Source organism: Planktotalea sp. (assembly GCF_039984035.1).
Lineage (GTDB): Bacteria > Pseudomonadota > Alphaproteobacteria > Rhodobacterales > Rhodobacteraceae > Planktotalea.
Genome location: NZ_JBDWVM010000375.1, coordinates 1 through 14015 on the forward strand (window position 1 = coordinate 1; position 14015 = coordinate 14015).

Consider the following 14015-nt stretch of genomic DNA (forward strand, 5'->3'; position numbering starts at 1 on the left):
ATCGAAACACAGATGAGCGCCGAGGGCAGCACATATTCTCGTGATCAAATGAACCAGCTGATCGATCTTGCTGAAAAGGGCGTTGCTGAATTGGCGGCGAAACAGTTGGAAGCAACGGCATGAGCCGTAAGTTCACCGACAAAAAGCTTCTGATTGCGACGCATAACGCAGGCAAATTGGAAGAAATGCGCGAGTTGCTCGCCCCTTTTGGGGTGAGTGTCGTAGGCGCTGCTGAACTCGACCTACCTGAACCTGAGGAAACTGAAACCACCTTCATCGGCAACGCACGTATCAAGGCACATGCAGCTGTCAGAGCAACAGGCCTGCCCGCGCTTTCTGATGACAGCGGTATCGAAGTCGACGCGCTTGATGGCGCGCCAGGTGTTTATACAGCCGATTGGGCCGAAACGCCCAATGGTCGTGATTTCATGATGGCGATGACAACAACTCACGAAAAGCTAGAGGCCGCGAATGCGGCGCACCCACGTACAGCGCGCTTTTGCTCTACGCTTGTGCTCGCGTGGCCTGATGGGCACGACGAGGTGTTCGAAGGCACCGCGAACGGATCGTTGGTTTGGCCCGTGCGCGGCGCATTAGGTCATGGGTACGATCCGATGTTCATGCCAGATGGCTACGACATCACCTTCGCGGAAATGGAGTTCGCAAAGAAGAACGCGATCAGCCACCGCGCGGATGCTTTCAACAAATTGGTCACGGGCTGTTTTGAACGCTGATTGGCAAAATGGGGGCTTTGGCATTTATGTGCACTGGCCCTTTTGTCAGGCCAAGTGCCCCTATTGCGATTTCAATTCACATGTTTCACGTGAAATAGACGAGGCGCGTTGGGTCGCTGGTTATCTAGCTGAACTCGACAAGGCGGCGCGGGAACTTCCAAATCGTGTTGTGACCTCTGTCTTCTTTGGCGGCGGTACGCCCAGCCTTATGCACCCTGACACCGTCGCCGCGATCATCTCCCGTATTCAGAAACATTGGCCGATGTCCAATGATCCAGAAATCACGCTTGAGGCAAATCCAACCTCTGTCGAAGCTGGTCGTTTTCGCGGTTATGCCGATTCTGGTGTCACGAGAATTTCCATGGGCGTTCAGGCCTTGAATGATCGTGACCTGAAACGCCTTGGTCGCATCCATTCTGTCGCTGAGGCGAGAGACGCCTTTGACATCGCGCGATCTGTCTTTGAGCGCGTGAGTTTTGATTTGATCTACGCAAGACAGGACCAAACGCTCGAAAATTGGAAAAATGAGCTAAATGAGGCCCTTTGTTTGGCAATCGATCATCTGTCCCTTTATCAGCTAACTATCGAGAAAGGCACAGCTTTTGGCGATAGATACGAAAAAGGCGGTCTCAAAGGGCTCCCTGTCGAAGACCTCGCTGCAGATATGTACGATATTACAAACGAGCTCTGCGAGAGAGCCGGCCTAAATGCCTATGAGGTGTCCAATTATGCCAAGTCCGGCGCTGAGTCCCGGCACAATTTGATATACTGGCGCTATGGTGATTATCTTGGGATCGGTCCCGGCGCCCACGGTCGGATCACTTTGAACGGGCAACGTTACGCGACCGAACATTACATGATGCCCACCGCTTGGCTCGAACGATCGCAAACCGCAATTGGTGAGAAGGTGCGAAATCCACTTTCACCGATTGATCAAGCCAATGAATATTTAATGATGGGTCTTCGGATCACCGATGGAATTTCTCGGTCCCGTATCGAAACACTCGCTGGCGAATCCTTCGATACTGACGCCTTGTCTTCGATGATTGAACTTGAGCTGATAGAGCAGCGCCAAGATCAGCTCCGCGCGACACCGCGCGGAAGGCTTCTATTGAATTCTGTGATCGCTGAACTGTTGTTTTAGGTCACGCTTAGAATGCGGCAGATCTCGTCAAGCTGATCAAGCGATGCATATTTGATCGAAATCTGACCAGATTCGCCACCTGGCTTGTGAGCGATCTGAACCTGCATACCAATCGCTGCAGATAGATCGCCTTCGAGCGCTTTAGTGTCAGCGTCTTTTTCAGTGCTACCTGAACGGGGTTTCGCACCAGCTGACACACCGGTATCAGGCTTCTTCTTGGTTAACGCTTCCGTTGCACGAACGGAAAGCCCCTGCGCAACAACCTGTTTTGCCAAGGCAGACGGATCATCCGACGTGATCAAAGCGCGCGCATGGCCAGCAGAAATTTTACCCTCAACGAGCAATTCTTGAACGTCGCTCGGCAGCTGCAAAAGCCGCATAAGGTTAGCAAGATAGCTGCGGCTTTTTCCAAGCTCTTCTGCCAACTTCTCTTGCGTATGCCCAAACTTGTCCATCAATTGACGATAGCCCATCGCCTCTTCCACGGGATTTAGATCAGCACGCTGAATGTTCTCGATAATCGCGACTTCGAGGACCTCAGTATCTGAAAATTCTCGTAAAAGTACTGGAATATCATGGAGTTGCGCCATTTGTGCCGCGCGCCAACGACGCTCGCCAGCAACGATTTCATACTCGTCTTTGTTGGAAGGTCGCGCACGAACGATAATCGGCTGAATAATGCCTTTGGCCTTGATCGATGCTGCCAGATCTTCAAGTTGATCCGGCGTGAATGAACGACGCGGCTGATCAGGGTTTGGAAAAACACGTTCGATCGGCACGATCAAATCAGGTCGCGCAGGTGTTGTTGCGGACGGCGTCGGCTCTGGGCCAACATCTGCCATCAACGCTGATAGTCCACGGCCCAATCCACGGTTCTTTTTGTTGTTCGACATGCCTAGTTCCTCTTACGCTTTTAACTTTGCGTTCTTCTTAATAACTTCACGCGCCAACTCACCATACGCCAACGCCCCTTTTGAGTTTGGATCATAGTCCAACACTGGCATCGCAAATGAAGGTGCCTCGCTGACACGCACGTTTCTCGGAATTTTGGTTTGAAAAACGATGTCGCCCAAATTTTCACGCGCATCATTTTCAACCTGTTGAGACAGGTTATTCCGAGCGTCAAACATCGTCAAAACAACACCTTCAATACGAAGGTTTGGATTGGCCGTTTGACGAACTTCACGGATCGTTAACATGAGTTGAGAGAGCCCTTCCAAAGCAAAGAACTCGCTTTGCAAAGGAACCAGCACTGAATGCGCAGCAACCATCGCATTGACGGTAAGAAGGTTCAATGAAGGGGGGCAATCAATCAGAATGTAATCAAAATGGAATTCATCCATCATGGGCTGACGCAGGGCGTCATGCAGTAGGAAGCTACGCTTTTCGTTCGCCATTAACTCGATATCAGCAGAACTTAGATCGACTGTTGCTGGGACGATCATCAGGTTTTTAGTTTGCGTCTCCTGAATGACCTCTCGCAAATCAATATCCTCAAGCAAAAGCTCATAGGTCGTCAATTCTCGCGCATCCGCGCCAATTCCCATGCCGGTAGATGCGTTTCCTTGGGGATCTAGATCGATCATTAGGACGCGCTTGCCCTCAGCGACCATAGCGGCAGCCAAGTTGATCGTCGTCGTTGTTTTACCAACCCCACCTTTTTGATTAACAACAGCTACAATTTTCGTGTCATTAGATCGGGTTGGGTCAAGCATGTTTGATCTCTTCTATTCGTAAAACAACTGAATCTGCGTTGATTTCACTTGTATTAACTTGATGTGAAAACTGCCATGAGTCTTGTGCTGTTTTCAATTCTTTTTCCCAAGTGAGGCCCTTTGGAAACAAGCAAATACCACTGCTCTTGAGATGCCTTTCAGCAAAACCCAACAACATGTTTAGATCAGCAAGCGCCCTCGCAGACAAGATATCTGCATTTTGGGGTTCAAGCGCTTCAATGCGCTTGGAATGGACCGTCGCATTGCAATTTGTTTCACGTGAAACAGTCCGCAAGAAGGCGCATTTACGTTGATCGCTTTCAACAAGGGTGACTTTCATATCTGGGCGCAACTCTTTTGCGAGTATGGCAATTACCATACCGGGGAAACCACCCCCGCTTCCTAGATCTACCCAATGGTCGACATCTTGAGGTGCCAGCTCGAACAATTGAGCTGAATCAACAATATGCCGAGACCAAAGATCATCCAACGTGCTCTTTGAAACCAAGTTGATCCGGGGATTCCACTTTTCAAGCAAAGAGGCATAAACGTTAAGGAGGTCATATGTTTCACGTGAAACATTCAAAGACCCAACAGAAAAATCCATTAAGCGCGCTTTCGTTGGCGAAGTTTGGCAAGAAGCAAGGTCAGCGCAGCAGGAGTCATACCTTCAATGCGCCCTGCTTGAGCAAGGTTATGCGGCTTAATCTGAATGAGCTTCTGCTTCATTTCATTCGAAAGGCTGTCTACATCGGAGTATTCGAAGTCTTTCGGAATAATCTGAGCCTCATCTCGACGAAGCGCATCAACATCCTTTTGCTGGCGGGCAATATAGTTCGAATAAAGCGAATCTCGCTCGACCTGCTCACGTACTGTCGGGATTGTATCCTTAAGTTCAGGGAACAAAGGTTCAATGTCACCGAACGAAACGTCGGGAAACGCCAAAATTTGCACGCCATCGCGACGATTTCCATCTTGGTTTATAGAAATACCGCCAGCATTGATTTCCTTCGGAGTGAGAGATTTGGATTTCAATACCGATACAACATGCTGAATCTTCTCTAACTTATCGGAGAAAGCGCCTTCACGCTCTGGCGCAACACAGCCAAGTTCGACGCCTATCGGTGTCAGACGTTGATCCGCATTGTCAGCGCGCAGCGACAATCTAAATTCAGCACGAGATGTAAACATGCGATAAGGCTCGGAAACACCGCGTGTGGTAAGGTCGTCGATCATCACACCGATGTAGCTATTCGTTCTACTGAAAATCACAGGTTCACGCTTTTGAAGTGCGAGAGCAGCATTTAGACCCGCAACAAGACCCTGTGCAGCGGCTTCTTCATATCCCGTTGTGCCGTTGATCTGCCCAGCAAGGTAAAGCCCAGGCACATCTTTCACCATCAAACACGCATCTAAGGCACGCGGATCAACATAGTCATATTCAATCGCATAGCCAGGCTGGAGAATTTTGGCCTCTTCCAAGCCAACGATAGAATGCACGTATGCATCCTGAACATCTTCGGGGAGGCTCGTCGAGATACCGTTAGGATAAACAGTGTGATCAGTCGCGCCTTCTGGCTCTAAAAAGATCTGATGCGAAGTTTTATCAGCGAAACGCACGACTTTATCTTCGATAGAAGGGCAATACCGCGGACCAATACCGTCGATATGACCCCCATACATCGCGCTACGCTTCAAGTTCTCTTCGATAATCTTATGCGTGCCAGCGTTTGTGTGTGTGATCCCGCAATTCACCTGAGGGGCGCTGACACTCTTGGATAGGAAGGAAAACAGCACAGGATCGTCATCACCGGGTTGGCTGTCTAGAATGTCCCAATTGATAGTACGTCCATCTAGACGCGGAGGTGTGCCAGTTTTTAGACGTCCAAGCGGTAGATTGAAACTATCGATACGTTCAGCGAGTTTGACAGAAGGCTTGTCGCCCATCCGCCCGCCTGGCTTTGAGACATCGCCAATATGGATGACACCACGCAGGAAAGTACCTGTCGTCAGGATAACGGCACCAGCGCGCAATTCAGTTCCATCAGCGAGAACTACACCGGCGACTTTCTGACTTTCCATGATGAAATCGGTCGCTTCGCCCTCAACGATCTGAAGGTTTGCTTGTTTTTTCATTTCTTGAAGCATTTCAGACCGATAGATACCGCGATCTGATTGAGCACGAGGACCTTGAACAGCCGGACCCTTACGACGATTTAGCAGGCGAAATTGAATTCCCGCTTTATCCGCAACACGCCCCATCACGCCATCAAGAGCGTCGATTTCTCTAACAAGATGTCCCTTCCCAAGACCACCAATCGCTGGGTTACAGGACATGACACCAATGCCATCTTCATTCAAAGTGACTAATGCGGTGCTAACACCCATGCGCGCCGCAGCGTGAGCAGCGTCGCAACCGGCATGACCGCCACCAATAACAACTACATCGAAGCTTGATTGTTTCACGTGAAACATCCTTCACTTTCCAAGACAAAAACTCGAGAAAATCTCATCCAACAGATTTTCTACGTCTACACGGCCAATCAAACTGTTCAAAGCACGAATAGCACTGCGCATATCTTCCGCAACGACGTCGTAGTGATCAGGGCCGAAATCCAAACCCGCCAACGCCGTTCCAAGATATTGACCCGACAACAGCAAAGCCTGACGGTGTCTTTCACGCGTCGCAATACCAGCATTCGCTGAGCGCTGAAGAAGGCGTTCAGAAATAGACGAAACAAGAGCATCAACACCCTGTCCCGTCTTACCCGACACGCTATGCTCCGCTGATGTATCTCGGATATCCGCTTTACCAACGACCTCTAGATCACCTTCTACAGGTTCAAACGGGAGGTTCTCAGACGCTTCTGATTTCAAAAACACGCGCATATCAGCGTCATGAGCACGAGAGAGAGCACGATCGATACCGATCTTTTCAACGAAATCCTCGGTTTCGCGCAAACCAGCTGTATCAAGAAGCGTCACAGCAAGGCCGTTGAGGTCAAGCTTTACCTCAATCACATCACGTGTTGTGCCAGCGTATTCAGACGTAATGGCAGCATCTCGACCTGCAATTGCGTTGAGCAACGTAGATTTACCAACATTCGGCGCACCGATGATAGCGACCTCAAAACCAGAACGAATGCGTTCGGCAGTTTTCACGCCCTCTGCTTCCTTTGTGATTTCGGAACGTGTGGACGTTAGTAGTTCGCGCACTTCTGGTGTCACATCTACAGGAACATCTTCATCCGCAAAATCGATTGTTGCCTCAAGCAAAGACGCGGCGCGGATCAGTTTACTCCGCCAAGCTTCGGCAGTTTGACCAAGATCACCGGCGAGAACACGAAGCGCTTGTCTGCGTTGTGCTTCAGTTTCTGCATCGATGAGATCAGCCAGTCCTTCAACCTGAGCCAGATCAAGTTTGCCGTTTTCCAATGCGCGACGCGTGAATTCACCCGGTTCAGCAATTCGAAGCCCTTCGACAGCGCCAAGGAGTTCCATAACCCGCGCAACGATTGCAGTACTGCCATGAAGATGCAGCTCAACAACAGGCTCACCTGTGAAACTACGTTGATCTTCAAAAGGCAGAACCAGCGCTTGATCCACCAAAACGCCCTGCGCATCTGTTAGATTACGCAGACCTGCCTGATGAGATTTGGGCATTTGACCACAAAGCATTTGTCCCGCATCCCAAGCGCGCGCGCCTGAAATGCGAATGACAGACACGCCCGCTTTACCATGTGCGGTGGCCAGAGCAAAAATCGTGTCCATGACACATGCCCCGCTAAACGTTTAGGTGTTCATTGAATCGAAGAATTCCGCGTTATTCTTGGTTTGCTTTAGCTTACCAAGCAGGAATTCAACGGCATCGGTCGTGCCCATCGGGTTAAGAATACGGCGCAGAACAAAAGTCTTCTGCATATCAACCTTATCAATAAGCAAATCTTCTTTCCGCGTACCGGACTTAAGAATATCAATTGCTGGATAAACACGTTTGTCAGAAATCTTACGATCCAGAACGATTTCAGAGTTACCCGTACCTTTGAACTCTTCGAAGATAACCTCGTCCATACGCGAACCCGTGTCGATCAACGCTGTAGAGATAATAGTGAGCGAGCCACCCTCTTCAATGTTACGCGCCGCACCGAAGAAGCGCTTAGGACGTTGCAGGGCGTTTGCATCCACACCACCGGTTAGAACTTTACCAGAGGAAGGCACAACAGTGTTGAATGCTCTACCAAGTCTTGTGATGGAGTCGAGAAGGATCACAACATCTCGCTTATGTTCGACCAAACGTTTCGCTTTTTCGATCACCATTTCAGACACGGCAACGTGGCGTGTTGCGGGTTCATCAAAGGTTGAAGAAACGACTTCACCTTTCACAGAACGCTGCATGTCGGTCACTTCTTCAGGACGTTCATCAATCAGAAGAACGATCAGATAGCATTCAGGGTGGTTCGCTTCGATGCTCGCCGCGATATTTTGCAGAAGAACAGTTTTACCTGTGCGCGGCGGCGCAACGATCAAGCAGCGCTGACCTTTACCAATTGGCGCGACAAGATCGATGATGCGTGCGGAGCGATCTTTGATAGTCGGATCTTCGATCTCCATCTTAAAGCGCTCATCAGGGTAAAGCGGCGTCAGGTTATCGAAGGCAATCTTATGCTTGGCTTTTTCGGGCGCCTCAAAGTTAATCTGCATCGCGTTCACAAGCGCGAAATAGCGCTCCTGCTCGTCAGGTGCCTTAATCACGCCGTCTACTGTATCTCCGGTGCGAAGTGAGTACTTACGGATCATATCAGGCGATACATAGATATCGTCAGGGCCCGGCAGATAGTTTGCTTCTGGTGAACGCAAGAAACCAAAGCCATCTTGAAGAACTTCGAGAACACCGTCACCCATGATCTCCCAACCTTCATCCGCGCGTTCACGCAGGATTTGGAACATCATTTCGCCCTTACGCATGGTGGATGCGTTTTCGATCTCCAGATCCTCAGCCATTGCTAAGAGGTTCTTAGGACTTTGCGCCTTAAGCTGGGACAGTGTCAGAGTGTTCTGAGACATGAATATACCTTTGAGCAGCCGAACGGATCGTCGCTGCATTATCTGAGTCATTTGGAAATACACGTTTTCCCGAATGGGCGTGCGTTGGCCTTTGAGTACAAGGCTAAGAGCATCGAGTCAAACCTTGCATGTCTTCTAAGCAAGAATATGCGTGGGGGCTTAGGTTAGATCTCTCTTTAATAATAAATATATATTTAGAAAGGAAGTTGATTAAGTAGGGAACGCCTTTTCTGTGGATTACTTTCTTTCCCACAGTTTTGAGGATGATTTGAACGAGAAAGTCAGATTATGCACACGTGTGAGTAACTCTATTTATATGTTTAAAAACATATAGTTATGTCCAAATTCTCTGTGGAATAAGCAGCTTACCTCTGGGCATGAATTCAACTCGTCCACAGTTGTGATGGATGAAACTTATCCTCATCCACACTGGAGGAATCTGTGTGGAAAGCCATGAGATCGCGGGCATTCCCACAGCTTGAAAAACCTCGCTACTTTGCCCAGTAATGATCCTTACTAAATCCTTACTTTGATCCACGGAATTATCCACATGTCTGTTCCCATTATTCTTGCCTCTGGTTCACAGACGCGCTTCGAAATGTTGCAAAATGCAGGCGTTGAGGTGGAAGTGATCAAGCCACGCGTCGATGAAGACATGATGCGTGATTCGATGTTAGCCGAGGGCGCACCGCCCCGTGACATTGCCGATCAGCTCGCTGAAATGAAAGCGCGTCGTGTGAGCGAAAAGAACCCGGGCCGGCTGGTTCTGGGGTGTGATCAAGTTCTTGATCTTAAGGGAGAGCTTTTCTCAAAGGCGCGGAGTATAGAAGAAGCGCGCGAGCAACTGACTGAATTACGGGGAAAACGGCACTCCCTCCTCTCCGCTGGGGTGCTTTATGAAGATGGCAAACCGATTTGGCGGCATGTTGGACAAGCACGCCTAACGATGCGTGTGTTCTCAGATGTCTTCCTCGATGATTATTTGGCACGCAACTGGGAAGATGTGCGCCATTGCGTCGGTTGCTATAAACTAGAGGCAGAGGGCGTGCGCCTGTTTGCGCAGGTCGATGGCAATCACTTTACGGTTCTGGGCCTTCCGTTGATCGAATTCGTAAACTATCTCACTCTCAAAGGAGAGTTACTGGTATGAGCGCATTGAAAATTCCATTGGCGGGGGTCACGGGTCATCCCATCGCTCATTCCAAATCCCCACAATTGCATGGGCATTGGCTTAAAGCGTACGCAATCAAGGGGCACTATATTCCCATAGATATCGCGCCTGATGATTTAGAGCGTTCGATTCGCCTGCTGCCGACGATCGGATTTGTCGGGCTGAACGTGACTCTCCCGCATAAAGAAGTGGTCATCGATCTAGCGGATGAGGTGACGGATCGCGCCAGAGCAATCGGCGCAGCAAATACGCTGACCTTTGGCAGCGATGGTAGCATTCAGGCAGACAATACCGATGGCTACGGTTTTGTTCATAACCTCAAACAAAACGCCCCTGATTGGGCTCCGACGACTGGCCCTGCTCTGGTCATCGGCGCTGGCGGCGCAGCGCGGGCGGTTATTGTGTCGCTCATTGATCTTGGCGTTCCTGAAATTCGTCTAAGCAACCGAACACCAAAGCGCGCAGAGCAACTTCGCGCCGAGTTTGGTGAAACGGTGAAAATTGTCGATTGGTCCGAGGCGGGTGATGCGATTGAGGGCACTAAGACTGTTGTGAATACGACAGCGCTTGGCATGGTTGGAAAACCTGAGATGACGATCCCTCTGGATGCGTTGAGCGCGGGCATGGTCGTTAACGATCTGGTGTACACGCCACTTCAAACGCCATTCCTCAAAGCGGCAAGTGCAGTAGGCGCGACAGCGGTCGATGGGCTTGGCATGTTGCTTCATCAAGGTGTGCCAGGTTTCGAACGCTGGTTCGGAACGCGACCCGAAGTGACAGACGAATTGCGCGCGGCGGTTTTGAAATGACGTTTAAACTGGGCCTCACCGGTTCCATCGGGATGGGCAAATCTACGACGGCCAAGATGTTCGAAACTATGGGCTGCGATGTCTGGGATGCGGATGCGGCTGTGCATCGGCTATATTCCAAGGGGGGTGCAGCGGTTGATCCGATGGGTAAGGCGTTTCCAAGCGCGATCATCGAAGGCGCTGTTTCACGTGACGTCTTGCGAGAGATCATTGGTGCTGACCCCTCTGCTCTCAAAACAATTGAAAAGATGGTGCACCCCTTAGTTGGCGAAGACCGCGCCGCATTCACCGCGCAGTCCAAGAGCGACATTATCGTGTTTGATATCCCGCTCTTGTTTGAAACTGGTGGTGATGCGCGCATGGACGCTGTTGCTTGTGTTTCTATCGATGAAGACACCCAGCGCGCACGGGTTATGGAGCGTGGCACCATGAGCGAAGCGCAGTTCGAGCAAATCCTCGCAAAACAGATGCCGATTGCAGAAAAGCGCGAGCGCAGTGATTATGTGATTGAAACAACGTCCATTGGTCATGCGCGCATCCAAGTCAGCGCGATCATTGGTGTTATAAAGAGTGGTTTGAAAAATGCGTGAATTGGTTCTCGATACTGAAACGACAGGGTTTGATCCATTTTCTGGCGATCGCCTTGTTGAAATCGGCGCTGTTGAGCTGATCAACCAAATGCCAACTGGAAATACATATCACCAATACATCAATCCTGAACGCTCCATGCCTAATGATGCGTTTGAAGTGCATGGGTTGGGCGATGACTTCCTGCGCGATAAGCCTGTTTTCAAACAAGTTGCACAGGAATTCTTGGACTTCGTGAAAAATGATCGCCTCGTGATCCACAACGCCGCGTTCGATATGAAGTTCCTGAATGCGGAGCTCGGTTGGCTGAACATGCCGCAACTGCCAATGGAGCAAGCGCTTGATACGCTCGCCATTGCGCGCAAAAGATTTCCAGGATCGCCTGCATCGCTCGATGCGCTGTGCCGACGTTTCAATATCGACAACTCGAACCGTACACTGCACGGCGCTTTGCTCGATAGTGAAATTCTGGCGGAAGTATATCTGGAACTTTTGGGTGGTCGTCAGCCAGGTTTGGTACTGGCTGATGCTGGTGGCGGAAAGAGCGATGCATCTAGTGCCGATGCGTGGCGCGCTTCAAAGCGACCTACTCCGCTGCCCTCTCGGATCACCGAAGAAGAAGCCAAAGCACATGCAAGTTTTGTTGAAAAACTCGGTGATGATGCGCTTTGGCTGAAATTCAAAAACTAAGTTGGTTTAGTTAGGCTGAGCTGCAGCCGCTGCTTCGGCCTGACGACGCTCGATTTCTGTGCGGTACAGCGCAACGAAATCAATGTTCTCAAGGTTCAGCGGTGGGAAACCACCATCGCGAGTCACGTCAGATACGATGCGACGCACAAATGGAAATGTCATGCGCGGGCATTCGATCAGCAAGAACGGGTGCAGTTGCTCTTCCGGAACGCCTTCGATGTTGAAAACACCAGCATACTCAAGCTCAAGCAGGAACAGTTGCTGACCTGTGTCTTTCACCTTGGAATCAACTTTGATCTTGGTGATGACATCGTACTGATTTTCAGCAGCACGCTTTTTCGCGTCCAAGTTTACCTGAACTTGCACATCAGGGTTCACTTCGCCCTGAATACCTTTTTGTGCAAGGATGTTTTCAAAGGACATATCGCGAATGAATTGCGCGAGAATGTTCATCTTAACTTGCGGTGCCTGTGGCGCTGCCGCGGCTTCGTTTTCAGCCATTGTAATTCTCCAGTAAAATGTCAGTTGGCGCAGTGCTTAGCAGGTCGCGGCGCGGGCCTCAATGCTTGGTCCAGCCAGAAGGCGGCGCATTCGGATCGCGGGGCACTTCTTCATACTCACCGTCAATAATGTCAGCGCCCTGTCGTTGTTGAAACGGATTTTGTTGTGGCTGACCGCCCATTTGGAAGCTCTGCACATTGATGCGCGATTTCAGATAGCGAAAAACGGCAGAGCGGACACCGGGCACGAGCAGCGCAAAACCAACAGCGTCTGTAAAAAAGCCCGGCGTGAGCAATAGCGCGCCAGACACGAGGATCATCGCGCCATGTGCGAGCGGTTCAGACGGATCTGATAGGGTTCCAAAGGACTGACGCAGGTTATTCATCGCCAATGCGCCCTGTGTGCGGACCAAAAAAGTACCGAGCACAGCCGTCAAAACGACGATTCCAAGCGTCGGCCAGAGACCAATTGCTCCGCCAACTTGGATAAACAGTGCGATTTCTATCACTGGTACGGATAAAAAGGCTAAAAATAACCACATCTCTTTGGTTCTCCTGTCACTTGGCGGTGTAGTGGACTTGACCGCCGCCCTTGCGTACATAAGTCCTCAAGAGACGTGTTGCTATGTTTGAGAGGACGACGAATTCATGAATTCGCCCATTATTCAACTTTTGGTGCTTGCTGGCATCGCTATTTTTCTGATTTTGCGCCTTAAGAATGTGCTTGGCACACGTGAAGGATTTGAAAAGCCCCCAGTTCAAGCGCCCTCGCCCCGCAGTCGTGCGGATTTTGAAGTCATCGAAGGCGGCCCTGATCCCGACATTGCGGATCACACTGAAGGCAAGCCTGATGCGGCGGAAGCCCTTGCTAAAATGAAAGCGGCAGAGCCATCGTTTGGTGTGTCCGATTTCCTTGGCGGCGCGCGCGGTGCTTATGAGATGATCCTCATGGGTTTTGAGCGTGGCGATATGGCAGAAATCAAACCGTTCCTTGATGATGATGTTTACGCGAGCTTTGCAGAAGTCGTGGAAGCGCGCGAAAAGCAAGGTCTGACCATTGAAGCAACCTTTGTTGGTATTCGTGAAATGGCGCTAGACGATGCGACGATCGATGAGGCCAGCGGCATTGGTGAAGTGTCCGTGCGTTTCATTGGCGAAATGACATCTGTCGTGCGCGATAATGCGGGTGAAGTCGTCGAAGGTGACGAGACCAAGATCAAACGTCAAAAAGATGTTTGGACCTTCGCACGCAAGATGGGATCCGATGATCCAAACTGGCAACTTGTTGCCACTGGCGAATGAAGAATGCCTTTTTGGCATTTTTACTGGCGGGGAGCGTTGCAATGACGCCCCCTGCACAGGCGGAGACTGTCTATCGCATTTTAGACTTTAGTGATTTGGACGGCTGGGCTGAAGATGATCACGCCGCCGCATTAACCGTTTTCCGCAATACATGTCGCGACATGAAAACGCCGGATTGGAAAACGCTTTGTGCGGCCGCAAATGATCAAACCAACGCGCGCGCCTTCTTCGAATTGTTCTTTCGCCCCTTGTTGATTGAGGATGGCAAGGACGCGCTGTTCACTGGATATTTCGAACC

General features: G+C 50.4%; 15 protein-coding genes and 2 pseudogenes. 9 read left to right on the forward strand and 8 right to left on the reverse strand.

What is annotated here, in order from left to right; all coding sequences use genetic code 11:
• The 3 genes and pseudogenes from ABJQ89_RS16600 to hemW all read left to right on the forward strand — a co-directional run.
• Window positions 1-123 (forward strand): annotated as a pseudogene (locus ABJQ89_RS16600) (ribonuclease PH); the annotation flags it as partial.
• Complete coding sequence (gene rdgB, locus ABJQ89_RS16605; protein WP_348497271.1) at window positions 120-734, forward strand: RdgB/HAM1 family non-canonical purine NTP pyrophosphatase; 615 nt, start codon at window positions 120-122, stop codon at window positions 732-734. The pseudogene ABJQ89_RS16600 and the gene rdgB, both read left to right, overlap by 4 nt.
• Window positions 724-1878 carry a radical SAM family heme chaperone HemW gene (gene hemW, locus ABJQ89_RS16610; protein ID WP_348497272.1) on the forward strand — a complete coding sequence of 385 codons (1155 nt, stop codon included), beginning with the start codon at window positions 724-726 and terminating at the stop codon, window positions 1876-1878. Before rdgB ends, hemW begins: the two co-directional genes overlap by 11 nt.
• Here the strand turns inward: hemW and ABJQ89_RS16615 are convergent.
• From ABJQ89_RS16615 to rho, 6 genes are read right to left on the reverse strand one after another with little or no spacing between them, the layout of a single operon-like run.
• Entirely contained in the window at window positions 1875-2771 is an 897-nt protein-coding gene (locus tag ABJQ89_RS16615; RefSeq protein ID WP_348497273.1) for a ParB/RepB/Spo0J family partition protein, read from the reverse strand. The two genes, hemW and ABJQ89_RS16615, sit on opposite strands and share 4 nt — an antisense overlap.
• 12 nt (window positions 2772-2783) lie before the next feature.
• A complete protein-coding gene (locus ABJQ89_RS16620; protein ID WP_348497274.1) occupies window positions 2784-3593 on the reverse strand; it encodes an AAA family ATPase in 810 nt (269 codons plus the stop codon).
• Window positions 3586-4200, reverse strand: coding sequence for a 16S rRNA (guanine(527)-N(7))-methyltransferase RsmG (rsmG, locus tag ABJQ89_RS16625; RefSeq protein WP_348497275.1), 615 nt, complete (start codon window positions 4198-4200; stop codon window positions 3586-3588). The genes ABJQ89_RS16620 and rsmG overlap by 8 nt, the downstream gene beginning before the upstream one ends.
• On the reverse strand, window positions 4200-6068 hold the full coding sequence (mnmG, locus tag ABJQ89_RS16630) for a tRNA uridine-5-carboxymethylaminomethyl(34) synthesis enzyme MnmG (RefSeq protein ID WP_348497276.1): 1869 nt from the start codon (window positions 6066-6068) through the stop codon (window positions 4200-4202). Before mnmG ends, rsmG begins: the two co-directional genes overlap by 1 nt.
• Before the next feature lie 3 nt (window positions 6069-6071).
• Window positions 6072-7364 (reverse strand): tRNA uridine-5-carboxymethylaminomethyl(34) synthesis GTPase MnmE, encoded by a 1293-nt coding sequence (mnmE, locus tag ABJQ89_RS16635; protein ID WP_348497277.1) that lies wholly within the window; start codon window positions 7362-7364, stop codon window positions 6072-6074.
• A gap of 21 nt (window positions 7365-7385) precedes the next feature.
• On the reverse strand, window positions 7386-8657 hold the full coding sequence (rho, locus tag ABJQ89_RS16640) for a transcription termination factor Rho (RefSeq protein ID WP_348497278.1): 1272 nt from the start codon (window positions 8655-8657) through the stop codon (window positions 7386-7388).
• Window positions 8658-9207: 550 nt separating this feature from the next.
• Here rho and ABJQ89_RS16645 point away from each other — a divergent pair.
• Genes ABJQ89_RS16645 through dnaQ form a run of 4 tightly spaced genes read left to right on the forward strand, consistent with a single transcriptional unit; the run spans window position 9208 to window position 11915 of the window.
• Window positions 9208-9807 (forward strand): nucleoside triphosphate pyrophosphatase, encoded by a 600-nt coding sequence (locus ABJQ89_RS16645; protein WP_348497279.1) that lies wholly within the window; start codon window positions 9208-9210, stop codon window positions 9805-9807.
• Window positions 9804-10637 carry a shikimate dehydrogenase gene (locus tag ABJQ89_RS16650; protein ID WP_348497280.1) on the forward strand — a complete coding sequence of 278 codons (834 nt, stop codon included), beginning with the start codon at window positions 9804-9806 and terminating at the stop codon, window positions 10635-10637. Before ABJQ89_RS16645 ends, ABJQ89_RS16650 begins: the two co-directional genes overlap by 4 nt.
• Window positions 10634-11227: a dephospho-CoA kinase gene (gene coaE / locus ABJQ89_RS16655; protein WP_348497281.1), complete on the forward strand. Its 594-nt coding sequence runs from the start codon at window positions 10634-10636 to the stop codon at window positions 11225-11227. Before ABJQ89_RS16650 ends, coaE begins: the two co-directional genes overlap by 4 nt.
• Window positions 11220-11915, forward strand: coding sequence for a DNA polymerase III subunit epsilon (gene dnaQ / locus ABJQ89_RS16660; RefSeq protein ID WP_348497282.1), 696 nt, complete (start codon window positions 11220-11222; stop codon window positions 11913-11915). The genes coaE and dnaQ overlap by 8 nt, the downstream gene beginning before the upstream one ends.
• Before the next feature lie 6 nt (window positions 11916-11921).
• Here dnaQ and secB read toward each other — a convergent pair whose 3' ends face one another.
• On the reverse strand, window positions 11922-12416 hold the full coding sequence (secB, locus tag ABJQ89_RS16665) for a protein-export chaperone SecB (RefSeq protein WP_348497283.1): 495 nt from the start codon (window positions 12414-12416) through the stop codon (window positions 11922-11924).
• A gap of 58 nt (window positions 12417-12474) precedes the next feature.
• Window positions 12475-12957, reverse strand: coding sequence for an FxsA family protein (locus tag ABJQ89_RS16670; protein ID WP_348497284.1), 483 nt, complete (start codon window positions 12955-12957; stop codon window positions 12475-12477).
• Between the two features lie 106 nt (window positions 12958-13063).
• Here ABJQ89_RS16670 and ABJQ89_RS16675 point away from each other — a divergent pair, with 106 nt between their 5' ends.
• Entirely contained in the window at window positions 13064-13717 is a 654-nt protein-coding gene (locus ABJQ89_RS16675; RefSeq protein ID WP_348497285.1) for a Tim44/TimA family putative adaptor protein, read from the forward strand.
• A 41-nt stretch (window positions 13718-13758) separates the two neighbouring features.
• A pseudogene (locus ABJQ89_RS16680) lies at window positions 13759-14015 on the forward strand (murein transglycosylase); the annotation flags it as partial.

What these genes read in the sequence shown, in the direction of transcription:
- ABJQ89_RS16675 (WP_348497285.1), top strand. Translation starts at nt 13,064, where the DNA reads ATGAATTCGCCCATTATTCAACTTTTGGTGCTTGCTGGCATCGCTATT.
- ABJQ89_RS16670 (WP_348497284.1), bottom strand. Translation starts at nt 12,957, where the DNA reads ATGTGGTTATTTTTAGCCTTTTTATCCGTACCAGTGATAGAAATCGCA.
- dnaQ (WP_348497282.1), top strand. Translation starts at nt 11,220, where the DNA reads ATGCGTGAATTGGTTCTCGATACTGAAACGACAGGGTTTGATCCATTT.
- rdgB (WP_348497271.1), top strand. Translation starts at nt 120, where the DNA reads ATGAGCCGTAAGTTCACCGACAAAAAGCTTCTGATTGCGACGCATAAC.
- rho (WP_348497278.1), bottom strand. Translation starts at nt 8,657, where the DNA reads ATGTCTCAGAACACTCTGACACTGTCCCAGCTTAAGGCGCAAAGTCCT.
- ABJQ89_RS16620 (WP_348497274.1), bottom strand. Translation starts at nt 3,593, where the DNA reads ATGCTTGACCCAACCCGATCTAATGACACGAAAATTGTAGCTGTTGTT.
- coaE (WP_348497281.1), top strand. Translation starts at nt 10,634, where the DNA reads ATGACGTTTAAACTGGGCCTCACCGGTTCCATCGGGATGGGCAAATCT.
- ABJQ89_RS16645 (WP_348497279.1), top strand. Translation starts at nt 9,208, where the DNA reads ATGTCTGTTCCCATTATTCTTGCCTCTGGTTCACAGACGCGCTTCGAA.
- ABJQ89_RS16650 (WP_348497280.1), top strand. Translation starts at nt 9,804, where the DNA reads ATGAGCGCATTGAAAATTCCATTGGCGGGGGTCACGGGTCATCCCATC.
- rsmG (WP_348497275.1), bottom strand. Translation starts at nt 4,200, where the DNA reads ATGGATTTTTCTGTTGGGTCTTTGAATGTTTCACGTGAAACATATGAC.
- secB (WP_348497283.1), bottom strand. Translation starts at nt 12,416, where the DNA reads ATGGCTGAAAACGAAGCCGCGGCAGCGCCACAGGCACCGCAAGTTAAG.
- ABJQ89_RS16615 (WP_348497273.1), bottom strand. Translation starts at nt 2,771, where the DNA reads ATGTCGAACAACAAAAAGAACCGTGGATTGGGCCGTGGACTATCAGCG.
- mnmG (WP_348497276.1), bottom strand. Translation starts at nt 6,068, where the DNA reads ATGTTTCACGTGAAACAATCAAGCTTCGATGTAGTTGTTATTGGTGGC.
- mnmE (WP_348497277.1), bottom strand. Translation starts at nt 7,364, where the DNA reads ATGGACACGATTTTTGCTCTGGCCACCGCACATGGTAAAGCGGGCGTG.